The organism is Anaeroplasma sp., assembly GCF_034179385.1.
Classification (GTDB): Bacteria; Bacillota_I; Bacilli_A; order Acholeplasmatales; family Anaeroplasmataceae; genus Anaeroplasma.
The window spans coordinates 1-12,767 of record NZ_JAXFPY010000010.1; the positions used below are offsets into that span (position 1 = coordinate 1).

The window sequence follows — 12,767 nt, forward strand, 5'->3', positions numbered from 1 at the left end:
GAGGATATTAAATTATTATCATAATTCATATCCTGTTTATAATATTTCGATTCATAATTCGTTAAATTAGAATTGGTATAGGTATATGTCTTTAATCCAGTGTTTCGGGTTACGGTAAGTCCTCCTACTACTGCCACTATACCATATCCAATAAAATCTAAATAAATGTGTGTAAAATCTTTTTTTGCAGTTAATTCTAAGGATACTAGCTTATATCCTTCCGTATAATTTAGGTCAATATTTCTTGTTGTGGGGGTATTTCCAATCATCATTTGAACATGTAAATAATTAGAAGTACCACCACTCAATACCTTTATATAAAACAAGAACTGTATAGTATCATTATAGGAACCAGAAGCGTTTATGGAATAATAAGCACTACCATTATTTCCTGTAATTTTATATTTATTTGTTATAAAGCTATAATTAGAATCTGTTTCACTATAGGATGTTATAAAAAAGGCATTTGATGTATTAAATCCATTCATACTTACAGGAAGTAAATTAGGCTTTGGATTTAATAGGGGATACTGATTTTCTTCTTTGATTTTCTTTGTTAGATAATCATATCTTTTTTCATGCATCACTCCTAGATCATCATATATCATTGTAGGTAATCCATTACTAAAATAATATTTCGTTACTTTACCAAAGATATCTGTTACAGTCGTGGTTGTAGCACTATAAGAGATATTCGTTATCTTGGTTGGGTAATGGGAATCGTGAAAAGATGTAATTTGATTATCATTATTAAATGTATAGGTATAGCTATAAGCTAAGATTTCATCTTTAACACTTAATGTATTACTTGATTCAGTAATGGTGTAATGAGCGATAATAGTCTCATCACTATCTACTACTTTTTTTATATTCACACTAGATAATTTATTATTTGTTAATTCGAGATATGCCTTATAAAGAATGGTATTATTCTTTTTATAATGAATTTGACTTATATAGGAGCCATTATATAAAAATAATATTTCATCTCCACAAGAATTCGTTATTTTAGATGGAATATTTGAAGATGATGTAATTGTAAGTGTAGTTCCATCTTTATATATAATTCGATAAGGTAGGCTATAATTATAATCTAAGTATTCTATTTTATTATCATATTTATCTTTTAAGATATAATAATCCCTGCCAGCATAGGAATAGTATACATATGAATTTGTTTCAGGATTTATAGTATTATACCCATTATAAAAATCAATAGTTCCGTCAGGATTAGTAATATAGAAATTATCTCCATCCTTATATAGAGTTGAAAAATAGTTGAATTTAACTCCCCTAAATATTCCTCCACTACCTCTTAATTGATAATTATAGATTAAAGAAGGGGACATAACACTTACGCCTAATGTCTTAAAAAGAGGGATTTCTACTATAATATTAGACGCAGATGGGCATAGGTTTACTATAGTTTTTAATGAACCTATTTCATGAGTAATAGATTCTTGATAAGGCTTCAAGCCTTGATTTAGAGTTACTGACATTTTATTCATCTTCTTTCTACACTGTATTTATTAAATTATAACCTGAATATAAAATAATTAAAATACTAAGGGAAGAAAATTGTGTAAAATGAATACTTTTCTATGGTTTCATTTCATTTATTTATTATTGAAATATATATACTATGTTATTTTAAGGAGCTAGTTCTTAAATCTCAGATTCATTTTTATAAATCATTACAAGGAAAACATTTGAACTTTCAAAAGTGTTCAAACATTTCCGAAAGAATTTCGGTTTTTTTCGAAAATTCTTGTAGTTAAAACGAAATTTATGTATAATGTATTTGAAGGTGATTACTATGCGAATAAAAGATATTGCAGATGCATTACACCTATCTGTGTCTACTGTTTCCAAGGCACTGAATGGTGGATTTGATGTATCTCCAGAAACAAAAGAACAGGTTTTAAAGTATGCAAAGGAAAATGGATACAAATCTAGAGATGAAAGATTAAAGGTAAAATCCATTCGTAGACTATGCGTATTATTTGACAATGCAGTTGATTCAAAGTCGAATATCTTTATACCTCTTTCTTTGGCATTTGCTGAGGCTGCAAGAGTAAATAACTTTGAAACAATTACAAGACCAATCTCTGATGTTACACCATCCTATGAAAAATTTATGATAAACAACAATTATGATGGTGCATTCATTGTTGGTCTAAATTATACTTCTCCTTTCTTTAAGGAATTGGAAACAACCAAGATACCTACGGTTTTATATGATAATATCTTAAATGGTGAAAAGGTATCTACCATTACAAATGATAATATTAATACGATTCAAAGATTAGTTACACTACTTGCAAAAAGTGGGCACAAAAAGATTGGCTTTATCCATGCGGATAAGCAATCCTTTGTGGCGAATGAAAGATATGCAGGATATATCATTGGTCTAATGATGAATAATATCGAATATAATCCAGAATATGTATTCTATGGTTCCTTCTCTGAGGCTTCTGGCTTTGAGGCGAGTGAATTTTTCGCTCAAAGAGATGTTACTGCCGTAGTATGCTCATCCGATATTATTGCGGTAGGCTTCATTAATGGTATTGAAAGATTCCATATGACTGTACCTAAGGATATTTCTGTTACAGGCTATGATGATCTTGAAATTTCAAGATATATTAAGCCACCTCTAACAACAATAAGACAGGATCTAGAATTAATTGGTGAAAGAGCATATTATCTTTTAACCTCTTTAATGATGAATAGAGCAAGTCAAAGAATTGTCGTTGATGGTGATATCATCGTACGTTCTTCTGTTTCTGTTCCAAGAAAAGATAATGAATAGGAAAATATGGCCAGCAAATACAATTGCTGGACATTTTTTCTTCTTTCTTTTTTGTAAAACGTTTTTATATCTCACGAATAAAAAAAATATACCATAAGGCATAAGAAATTGCTAAAATATTTATGGAATCTTTATAAAGGAAGGAAAAGAAAATGAAAAAGATTTATGAAGGTAAAACAAAAAACGTTTATTCCTTAGAAAATGGTAATGTATTACTAGAATTTAAGGATGACTGTACAGGAAAGGATGGAGTATTTGACCCAGGTGAGAATTCTGTTGGCTTAAAGATTGATGGTATTGGTAAAAGAAATCTAGAAACATCAATTCATTTCTTCGAGCTATGCAAGAAGGCTGGAATCAAGACACATTATGTTTCTGCAGACGTTAATAATGCTACAATGGAGGTTCTACCTGCAAAGGTATTTGGTCACGGCCTTGAGGTAATTTGTAGACTTAGAGCTACTGGTTCTTTCATTCGTAGATATGGCGAATACGTTGAAAATGGTACTGTATTCCCTAATGGTTATGTTGAATGTACATTCAAGAATGACAAGCTAGGTGACCCACTTGTAACTGCTGAGGGCTTAGAGGTTTTAGGTATCATGGATAAGAAAATGTTTGAATCCATGAAGGCTCAAACTTTAGCTATCACTAAGATTGTTGCTGATGACTTAAAGACAAAGGGTCTTGATTTATGGGACATTAAGTTTGAATTCGGTTACAACAACAATGAAGTTATTTTAATTGATGAAATTGCATCAGGAAACATGAGAGTATATAGAGGAAATGAAATCATGAATCCAATTGAATTAACTAAGGTTATCCTAGGAAAGTAATTTAAGCATAATAAAAACCAGCGATTTGCTGGTTTTTTCTTTACCCTATTTTCTTTAAAGCATCATTTAATTTCATATAAATAGGAAGCATTGCTTCTTCTTTAACTACCTTTACTACATCCTCTAAGAAAACCCATTTTAAGCCAGAGTTCTCATCTGGCTTTATTCTTAATTCTTCCTTTTCATCTGCTTCAAATAAATAGGTTACATTCATATGGGTATGGCTAGATACAAATTTCCCATTTTTATAATGATAGGTCACAGGTAAAATCTCTATAGAAATAGGGTCTTCGGCAAGTACCTTAATATCGGATAAACCAGATTCCTCCATTGCTTCCTTTAAAGCTACATTCAAGAAATCCTTATCGTTATCATTATGCCCTCCAAGCCATCCCCAGTTTTTATATATATTATGATAATTTAATAAAACCTTTGTATGATCCTTATTTGTAATCCAACAGGATGCGGAAAAATGAGTAGCAAGGGATGTTCTAGAAAACAATTCATCCCCAAGCTTATCATGCATATATAGCATATATTCTAAATCCGCTTTTTCCTGATCATTTATTGGATTATATCTTCTTAAGAAATTATGGGTATCCATAATCCCACTATACCTTAAATATTCCTTTAAAGTTAAATATTCTCTTTTATATAAGCCATAGATTTCTATATCCTTATTTTTATAATCCGAATAGCCCTCAAATATTCTTAAGGCTTCATTTAAATCTACCCATCTAGGCTCACATTTTGCCTTTATTTCCTCTTTTGTAAGATTTAAAGGCAAATGATCCTCTTCAATATTACAAATGAAGCAATGGTGAATAAAGCAGGAGTTTTGAAGGTATTCCTCTACATCCAAAAAGAAATCCTTAGGGCTCACTAAGGTACCTGTTTCTTCACGAAGCTCACGAATACAGGTTTCACGAATAGATTCTACTCCTTCCTTCCCACCACCAGGAATCATATAGTTCCCCTTAATACCAACATAAATGAGTAATATTTTATTATCCTTTACAACAATCCCTCTAGATGCGTGACGTAAAGTATCAATTTGATTTTCAAAATCTTCATGAATAATTTTTAAGGTTCTCATATATAGCCTCCAATTCATTATTATAAAACACAAGCAAGAAAAAACCTCCGAAGAGGTTTATTCATTCATTATTCAGCCATACCTGCAGTAATGATTGCCATCTTGTAAACTTCATCAGCATTGCAACCGCGAGATAGGTCGTTGATTGGAGCATTTAAGCCCTGTAAAATTGGACCATATGCCTCATATCCACCTAATCTTTGAGCAATCTTGTAACCAATGTTACCAGCCTCAATTAGAGGGAAGATGAACGTATTTGCCTGACCAGCAACCTTAGAATCTGGGCACTTTGTCTTAGCAACTACTGGAGAAACTGCAGCATCGAACTGGAATTCACCATCGATAACTAATTCTGGGTTTAGCTTTCTTGCTTCAATTACTGCATCATGAGATAGCTGAACTGTACCGCCCTTACCAGAACCGTAAGTAGAGAAGGATAATACAGCAACCTTTGGGTCAATACCGAAGAATGCAGCTGTCTTTGCAGTCTCAACTGCTACCTCTGCAAGCTTAGATGCAGCTGTAACCTTAACCTCACCAGTTACCTTATCAATTGTATCCTCATAGGAAATATTAATTGCACAGTCACCCATTGCAATTCTTTCCTCCTTGCCATCCTTCTCACGGAATAGGATGAAGGATGAAGAAACTAAATTTGCACCTGGCTTAGTCTTTACTAGCTGTAGTGCTGGTCTTACTGTATCTGCTGTAGAATATGTAGCACCACCAAGTAATGCATCTGCATATCCCATCTTAACGAGCATAGTACCAAAATAATTAGATTTCTTTAGGCTAGATGCACAATCCTCTCTTGTCATCTTACCCTTTCTTAATTCAACCATCTTGTCTACCATGGCTTCAAATCCATCATATGCTAAAGGATCTAATACTGTAGCCTTTGATACATCAAAGCCACCTTCTTTAGCTGCTAAAGCTACATCGTTAACGTTACCACAAAGGATAACATTCATTAAGTCTTCCTTTAATAGACGGTCAGCTGCAGATAAAATTCTTGCATCAGTACCCTCTGTAAAAACGATAGTTTTTCTCTTAGCATTTAAATTCGCTAAAAGCTTATCAAACATACTCATGTTTATTCCTCCTAATATTACTTATACCACAGGTTATTTTATGCTTTTTTAACAATTAAGTCAATAAAAGTCACAATCATTTTTATGTGAAATGCTTTTAAAAAGAAAATACCCATACTTTAGGGTATTATTCTGAAATATTTTCTTTATGAACGTAATTATCTATAGGCGTTGCAATCATATAGTAGATAGGAATTGTTAAAAACAATATCCACATAGGATGCCAAAATCCAGTGAATTCTACATTAAATAATGTATATGTCAAATCATGAAATCTCATACCCAAGAAGCAATAAACGAATACAACTACTATAGGGTATGAAAATTTCGTCATTCTTCTTTTTAATATTGCTTCAATTAAAGATATCAAAATAGGTATTAATAAGAATACAACCCAATAGCATGACCAACCAATACCATGAGGAAGTAAGAAGCCTAGTATGAAGAATGCAATAACACAGGATATTGCAATAACACCAGATGAAACATCTAATATCATTTTATTCTTTGGCGATAATTCTTCATCATCATCGTCTTTTATTTCTTCTTTTTGCTTTTCCTTAGGTTCTTCTTTCTTATTTTCAGTCACTTCTTCTAGCTTTCCACTTTCTTGATTTTCCATAGCCAAATCCTTTGCATCCTCTGTATTTAATAATTCATCTAAGGTAATACCATATAACTTTGCAAGTAATATTAGATTATCTGTATCCGGGGATGCTTCCGCTCTTTCCCATTTCGATACAGCCTGCCTTGAAATACCAAGCTTATCGGCAAGCTCCTCTTGGGATAATCCATTCTTTTTTCTTAATTCATATAATCTGTTTGCAGTTTCAATATTCATAAACTCTTCCTCCTAGTTTCTAGCCATAATTTAACAAAAATGTAGTGGTTGCGCTAGCAATTTTGGTTTGAATATTACGCAACTATTGGTTGCACAGCCATATTTTACGTTATTTTTATTATATTTTAAATAACCCAAAGAAAAAAGACTGCACATTTTTGTGCAATCTAAATTCAAACGATTTGGTTTAATATTATTACTTTACGATATTTCTATCTAAGTGCTTTACGCCAAACTTTTTCACTGCTTCAACAGTATCCTTAATAAAGGATGTATCAATAGCTTCAATCTTACCATCATCTACTAGCTTTGCGTAATTTGGATTAATAGGTAATGCTTGAAGTGGTAGGATGTCATAATGGAAGGCGACCTCTTCTAGCTTTGAATCACCAAATGGATATACCTTTTCTTTACAGCAAGGGCATTCCATATAGCTCATATTCTCTACTAAACCAATGATCTTAATGTTCATTTGGTTACACATATTTACTGCCTTACCAACGATCATCTTAACTAAATCCTGAGGTGTTGATACAATGATTACACCATCCACTGGAATGGATTGGAATACTGTTAATGCAACATCACCAGTTCCTGGTGGCATATCTACAAATAAATAATCCAAATCGCCCCAGCAGGTATCGGAATAGAACTGCTTAATGGCACCTCCAATTACAGGTCCTCTCCATAATACTGGAGTAGATGGATCTTGTAATATTAAATTAATAGACATAACCTCAATTCCAAGGCTAGATTTTGATGGATACATAGTATCCTCAGTACCATGAATGGATTCTGTTACACCAAAGGCCTTTGGAATGGATGGGCCTGTGATATCAGAATCTAGGATACCAACCTTATAGCCTTCCTTGGCAAGCTCTGTTGCGATTAGGGATGTAACCATAGATTTACCTACTCCACCCTTACCAGAAACTACACCTATAATCTTTTTGATATTTGAATCCTTAGGAGCCTTTGCTAGTAAGGATTTATTTTTATCACAGGATGCAGTGCATCCATCACAATTGTGATTACAATCCGACATCTTACTTTTCCTCTTCTTCTTTAATTCCTAAAGCCTCTTGCTTTTCCTTAAGTTCCTTATCATGCTTATGAATACCAACGATTAAATCATTGATATGATTACCATAATCTAAGGAAGTATCTCTTTTGAAGATAAGCTCAGGCATTTTTCTTGCGTTTAATTTTTTAGCAAGAGTACTTCTTAAATATCCCTTACAATCCTCAAGTGCTTTTTGGTAATTCTCTTCTTTTCCTTGATAGAATGTATAATAAATCGTCATATAAGACAAATCATTTGTTATTCTTACTTCTGTCACAGTTACATTAGATAAATGCTTATTTTTGGCATCCTGTCTTAGGATTAAAGCAAGCTCTCTTAATGCATTGGACTCTAATCTTGCTAAACTAATTCCCATATTATCTTGGAATCTCCTTCATAATGGAAGCCTCGATTACATCGCCTTCCTTAATATCGTTATAGTTTTCAATGCCAATACCGCATTCAAAGCCGTATTTAACCTCTTTAACGTCATCCTTAAATCTTCTTAGGGATGCCATCTTTCCTTCGAAAACAACAACACCATCTCTTAGGATACGCACCAAAGAATTTCTTTCAATTACACCATCGGTAACATAGCATCCTGCAATTGTACCAACCTTAGAAATCTTAAATACACTTCTTACCTCAGCCTGACCAGTTACAACCTCTTCAAACTCAGGATCTAGAAGTCCCTTACATGCAGCTTCAATTTCCTCAATTACCTTATAGATAATATTGTATAGACGAATCTCAACACCCTTCGTTTGAGCCTCCTGACGTACAGGAGCCATAGGTCTTACATTAAAGCCGATAATTATCGCATGAGATGCTTCAGCTAAGGATACATCTGTATCTGTAATAGCACCTACAGTTGCACGAATGATATTTACCTTAACATCATCCATTTGAATCTTCTCTAAGGAAGCCTTAAGGGCTTCAACGGAGCCTTGAACATCACCTTTAATGATTAAGTTTAAGATCTTTTCCTTATCCTGATCGGCTTGAGTGAATAATTCCTCTAAAGTAACAGCCTTCTTTGAAGAATTTTCTAAGGCCTTAGCCTTTTGTTGACGAATAGCTGCAGTTTCCCTTGCTGTTCTTTCATCTGCAAATACCATGAACTTATCACCAGCCATAGGTACCTCAGCTAATCCAGTTACAGCAACTGCCTTAGATGGCTCTGCATCAGTAAAGCGAGAATGATGGTCATCCTCCATTGTACGAATCTTACCCCAGGTGTTACCTACAACGACACAATCACCAATCTTTAGTGTACCGTTTTGAACTAAGAATGTAGCAACAGGCCCCTTGCCCTTATCGAGCTGTGCTTCAATTACTGTACCCATAGCAAGTCTCTTTGGATTTGCCTTTAAATCCTTCATTTCAGCAACTAATTGTACCATGCCTAGTAAATCCTCAACACCAGTACCCTTAAGTGCACTAATTGGGCAGAAAATGGTATCTCCACCCCAATCCTCTGCTAGTAAATCATAATTGGCAAGCTCTTGCTTAACTCTATCCATATTTGCTGTTGGCTTATCCATCTTGTTTACAGCAACAATAATAGGACATCCTGCCGCCTTAGCATGAGCAATGGCCTCCTCTGTTTGAGGCATTACACCATCGTCAGCTGCAACAACTAAAATAACGATATCTGTAATTTGAGCACCACGAGCACGCATTTGTGTAAATGCGGCATGGCCTGGTGTATCAATAAATGTAATTAAGAAGCCCTCATGGGTAACCTGGTATGCACCAATGTGCTGTGTGATACCACCAGCTTCCCCCTTGGCAACTCTTGAATTACGAATCGTATCTAGCAATGTTGTTTTACCATGGTCAACGTGACCCATAATGGTAACAACAGGCGGACGGGAAACTAAATCCGCCTCATCATCCTCAAATACCATTTCATCAAATCTTGCAGCATCTGTGATGACCTCATCCTTAACCTCAAAGCCAAAATCCATTGCGACAAGCTCAATCGTCTCTCGATCAACAGTTTGATTTTGACTTGCCATAATACCTAGCTGCATAAGCTTCATTATGACCTGACTATTACTTTTACCCATGCCAGATGCAATATCTGCAACAGTCATATCAGGCTTATAGGTTAATATTCCCTTTTCCTTTTCTTCTAAGTCCTTCTTCTTACCCTTTTGTGGCGGGATATTTGAAGTTCTTACTTCTTTTTTATTGTTCGGTTTTTTAGCCACAATAATCACCTTATTTCTTTAAAATTTTCAGAAAGCTTTCATTGCTAATTCCAACAACCATACGGCCAACCTTACCAATGGCAGATGAAAGTTCTTCTGAGGAATAGCTCTCTTGGACCTCCACGTTATAATAATTCGCCTTATTGCGAATCTTTTTCTTTGTATTTTCTGATGCGTCATTTGCAAGAAAAACAAGGTATATTCTGTTGTTAGCCATTAAAGAACAAACGATATCTGTTCCATCGACTAAGCCTCTTGCTCTTGCGCATAATCCTAAATTCGATAAAATCTTATCCATACTATTTTAATAGTCCTAAAAGTTCATCATAAATTGTATCAGGAACACTAACCTCAAGCTTCTTATCTAAGGCTTTACTTGCTTTTGCTTTTAAGATAACCTCTTTCATTAGCTTAAGATATGCGCCCCTACCGTTTGCTTTACCCTTTGTATCGACAATTACATTGCCCTCAGGGGTTCTTACAACACGGATTAAATCCTTCTTTTCACATACCTCTTTTGTAACAACACAGGTACGTAAAACAGGCTTTCTTTCCTTCATTAGATTAATAGTCCCTTCTCATATGCTTCAGTAACAGGCATGATATCAATCTTCCATCCACAGGACTGTACAGCTAAACGTACATTTTGTCCTGACTTACCAATAGCAAGTGATAAATGATCATTAGGAACTACAACTACAGATGACTTTGTCTTAGGATCAACAGATAAAACCTTAGTAACATTTGCAGGCTGTAAGGAATTAGAAATTAATTCCTCAGGAACCTCACTCCACTTATATAAATCAACCTTTTCTCCGCCTAATGCATTAACGATATCACGGATTCTAGATCCTCCCTCACCAACGCAAGAACCAATTGCGTCTACCTTAGGGTCATTCGAATATAATGCGATTTTAGAACGATCTCCTGGGTCTCTTGCAATACCCTTAATTTCAATAATTCCACTCTTGATTTCTGGAATAAAGTTTTCCATTAAACGGATAACTAATGCTCTATCCGTACGAGATACACTAACCTTAGGATCCTTAGTCGTCATTTCAACCTTGCGGATATATACATTCATCTTTTCACCAATGAAAGGATGATCGTTAGGTAATAATTCCTTTAAAGAAATGCTAGTTACAACACCCATTCCTAAATCAAGTGTAATGAACTTATCGTTAATATTTTTAACCTCAGCAATTACCATTTCATTTTCAAGTGTCTTAAAGTGTTCAAAAGCAAGCTCTCTTTGCTTTGTTCTAACACCCTGTGTATAAACACTCTTTACAGCAGAAATCTGTGTACGGCTGAAATCCTTGATGTTAACCTCTTGCTTAACAATATCTCCAACCTTATAGGATGCCTTAATCTTTTTCGCATCCTCTAATAGTATTTCTGCCATTGCATCCTCTTCAAGCTCTTCTGAATAATTTTCAACAACAACATGTAGGGAATACATTTTAATTTCATGATGACCTTCATCAATAATAATTTCGCATGAGGAATTGCCATACATTTTCTTAAAGGAATTCATTAATCCTTTCTTGAATACCTCATAAACCTCCTCAACAGTAATACCTCTTGCACTTGCAACCTCTTCAGCATTTTCAAAAAAAGCCTTGTTAATCATTTTCTCCTCCTAAATTTTTACTGCAAGCCTTATAAGCTTGATTTCTTCCTTCTTAATATTTATTTTTTTGAATCTTCCTTTAATATTAATCTTTAAGGTAACGGAATCCTCTAGGGCTTCAACTAACTCACCTTCGTATACCATACCCTCAACCTCAACATGAATATACGCACCTACTGCATCTTGAATTTCTTTATCATTCCTAAGCTTCTTTTCAGCACCTGGGGATGAAACCTCAAGCATGTATTCAGGCATATCACTATCATATGCATCAATACGTTCGGATAGATATTCATTTGCTAAGCCTAAGGTATCTACATCGATTCCACCTTCTCTATCTAAGGTAACCCTTAGGATAAGATAGCCAAATTCTTTAACAAGCTCAACATCGTAAAATGTTAACCCATGTTCTTCCAAAAAAGGCTCTAGAATGGTTTTTGTTATTTGTAAATCCATAAATTCCCTCCGTTTCCAAAATAAGAAATAAATAAGAGAGGTAAAAACCTCTCTTTAACGCCTATATCTCTATTATATAGAAAACTGATGAAAAATCAAGTAAATTACTTAATTTGATTAAAAAGATTTTGATAAGTTCAAACAAAAAGTTGGTAAATATACTAAATAGGCGTTTGTATAGTTTGCAAGAGATTACTCTTGTACCAAAGCTTAAATATACAAACTATATCTATTTATGGATAGAATTATCAGCGTTTTTTATTAGAAATGTCAGTATTTTGGGGGATGACTATTAGCCATCAAAATCTAGGGGGATTTTTTGGTCCCTATCTAGCCACTTATTCTTTCAAGGCCAATGAAACTCTTCTAAATCGCTATTAATATCTTCATGAATTACGTAAAATTCACCAGATATATAAGCTATATTTGTTTTCGATTTTAGGATTTCTTCTCGAGTTAAATGTGGGTCGAGTTTAGTAGTATAATACGTGAACATATTACCTACCTCTATCTTTGGGGCATCTTCCACCTCTATATCATTTGAATATAGTTTTCCATCATAATAATAACGGTAATTGTTATCATCAAAGGAAATCAAGATTGTATAATCATTAAATTGTTTTATTAAGGATAGTTGCTCAGTTTTAATGTCATATTTCCATAGCTTTACATCCGTTAATTGACTTATACAGGGGGTTATATCGTTACTACAATCTTCTTTGCATG

At 34.0% G+C, this 12,767-nt stretch carries 14 protein-coding genes; 2 read left to right on the forward strand and 12 right to left on the reverse strand.

Features of this window, described 5'->3' with window-relative positions; translation table 11 throughout:
* Positions 1-1,499, reverse strand: a 1,499-nt coding sequence (locus SPJ17_RS00525; RefSeq protein WP_321091690.1) for a hypothetical protein, incomplete at its 3' end; no start/stop codon positions are given.
* A gap of 317 nt (positions 1,500-1,816) precedes the next feature.
* Between SPJ17_RS00525 and SPJ17_RS00530 the strand changes: the two genes are divergently transcribed.
* Together SPJ17_RS00530 and SPJ17_RS00535 are read left to right on the forward strand one after the other, a co-directional pair.
* Entirely contained in the window at positions 1,817-2,809 is a 993-nt protein-coding gene (locus tag SPJ17_RS00530) for a LacI family DNA-binding transcriptional regulator (RefSeq protein WP_321091692.1), read from the forward strand.
* A gap of 152 nt (positions 2,810-2,961) precedes the next feature.
* Positions 2,962-3,645, forward strand: coding sequence for a phosphoribosylaminoimidazolesuccinocarboxamide synthase (locus SPJ17_RS00535; RefSeq protein WP_321091695.1), 684 nt, complete (start codon positions 2,962-2,964; stop codon positions 3,643-3,645).
* A 40-nt stretch (positions 3,646-3,685) separates the two neighbouring features.
* Here SPJ17_RS00535 and SPJ17_RS00540 read toward each other — a convergent pair whose 3' ends face one another.
* The 11 genes from SPJ17_RS00540 to SPJ17_RS00590 form a co-directional block, all read right to left on the reverse strand.
* On the reverse strand, positions 3,686-4,741 hold the full coding sequence (locus SPJ17_RS00540) for an NUDIX domain-containing protein (protein WP_321091697.1): 1,056 nt from the start codon (positions 4,739-4,741) through the stop codon (positions 3,686-3,688).
* 68 nt (positions 4,742-4,809) lie between these two features.
* Positions 4,810-5,832 carry a phosphate acetyltransferase gene (locus tag SPJ17_RS00545; RefSeq protein WP_321091699.1) on the reverse strand — a complete coding sequence of 341 codons (1,023 nt, stop codon included), beginning with the start codon at positions 5,830-5,832 and terminating at the stop codon, positions 4,810-4,812.
* A 127-nt stretch (positions 5,833-5,959) separates the two neighbouring features.
* Positions 5,960-6,673: a helix-turn-helix transcriptional regulator gene (locus tag SPJ17_RS00550; protein WP_321091701.1), complete on the reverse strand. Its 714-nt coding sequence runs from the start codon at positions 6,671-6,673 to the stop codon at positions 5,960-5,962.
* 196 nt (positions 6,674-6,869) lie between these two features.
* Positions 6,870-7,718, reverse strand: a complete 849-nt coding sequence (locus SPJ17_RS00555; RefSeq protein WP_321091704.1) for an Mrp/NBP35 family ATP-binding protein — start codon at positions 7,716-7,718, stop codon at positions 6,870-6,872.
* Position 7,719: 1 nt separating this feature from the next.
* Positions 7,720-8,112, reverse strand: a complete 393-nt coding sequence (gene rbfA, locus SPJ17_RS00560; RefSeq protein ID WP_321091706.1) for a 30S ribosome-binding factor RbfA — start codon at positions 8,110-8,112, stop codon at positions 7,720-7,722.
* A gap of 1 nt (position 8,113) precedes the next feature.
* Positions 8,114-9,952, reverse strand: coding sequence for a translation initiation factor IF-2 (gene infB, locus SPJ17_RS00565; protein ID WP_321091708.1), 1,839 nt, complete (start codon positions 9,950-9,952; stop codon positions 8,114-8,116).
* A 10-nt stretch (positions 9,953-9,962) separates the two neighbouring features.
* Positions 9,963-10,250 (reverse strand): ribosomal L7Ae/L30e/S12e/Gadd45 family protein, encoded by a 288-nt coding sequence (locus SPJ17_RS00570; protein ID WP_321091711.1) that lies wholly within the window; start codon positions 10,248-10,250, stop codon positions 9,963-9,965.
* Position 10,251: 1 nt separating this feature from the next.
* Positions 10,252-10,512, reverse strand: a complete 261-nt coding sequence (locus tag SPJ17_RS00575; RefSeq protein ID WP_321091714.1) for a YlxR family protein — start codon at positions 10,510-10,512, stop codon at positions 10,252-10,254.
* Complete coding sequence (gene nusA / locus SPJ17_RS00580; RefSeq protein ID WP_321091716.1) at positions 10,512-11,585, reverse strand: transcription termination factor NusA; 1,074 nt, start codon at positions 11,583-11,585, stop codon at positions 10,512-10,514. The genes SPJ17_RS00575 and nusA overlap by 1 nt, the downstream gene beginning before the upstream one ends.
* Before the next feature lie 9 nt (positions 11,586-11,594).
* On the reverse strand, positions 11,595-12,041 hold the full coding sequence (locus SPJ17_RS00585; protein ID WP_321091718.1) for a hypothetical protein: 447 nt from the start codon (positions 12,039-12,041) through the stop codon (positions 11,595-11,597).
* Positions 12,042-12,387: 346 nt separating this feature from the next.
* On the reverse strand, positions 12,388-12,767 hold a 380-nt coding region (locus tag SPJ17_RS00590; RefSeq protein ID WP_321091720.1), incomplete at its 5' end, for a hypothetical protein.

Excerpts from the sequence above, each read along its gene's own strand:
- SPJ17_RS00530 (WP_321091692.1), top strand. The coding sequence starts at position 1,817 with ATGCGAATAAAAGATATTGCAGATGCATTACACCTATCTGTGTCTACT.
- SPJ17_RS00535 (WP_321091695.1), top strand. The coding sequence starts at position 2,962 with ATGAAAAAGATTTATGAAGGTAAAACAAAAAACGTTTATTCCTTAGAA.
- SPJ17_RS00540 (WP_321091697.1), bottom strand. The coding sequence starts at position 4,741 with ATGAGAACCTTAAAAATTATTCATGAAGATTTTGAAAATCAAATTGAT.
- SPJ17_RS00545 (WP_321091699.1), bottom strand. The coding sequence starts at position 5,832 with ATGAGTATGTTTGATAAGCTTTTAGCGAATTTAAATGCTAAGAGAAAA.
- SPJ17_RS00550 (WP_321091701.1), bottom strand. The coding sequence starts at position 6,673 with ATGAATATTGAAACTGCAAACAGATTATATGAATTAAGAAAAAAGAAT.
- SPJ17_RS00555 (WP_321091704.1), bottom strand. The coding sequence starts at position 7,718 with ATGTCGGATTGTAATCACAATTGTGATGGATGCACTGCATCCTGTGAT.
- rbfA (WP_321091706.1), bottom strand. The coding sequence starts at position 8,112 with ATGGGAATTAGTTTAGCAAGATTAGAGTCCAATGCATTAAGAGAGCTT.
- SPJ17_RS00570 (WP_321091711.1), bottom strand. The coding sequence starts at position 10,250 with ATGGATAAGATTTTATCGAATTTAGGATTATGCGCAAGAGCAAGAGGC.
- SPJ17_RS00575 (WP_321091714.1), bottom strand. The coding sequence starts at position 10,512 with ATGAAGGAAAGAAAGCCTGTTTTACGTACCTGTGTTGTTACAAAAGAG.
- nusA (WP_321091716.1), bottom strand. The coding sequence starts at position 11,585 with ATGATTAACAAGGCTTTTTTTGAAAATGCTGAAGAGGTTGCAAGTGCA.
- SPJ17_RS00585 (WP_321091718.1), bottom strand. The coding sequence starts at position 12,041 with ATGGATTTACAAATAACAAAAACCATTCTAGAGCCTTTTTTGGAAGAA.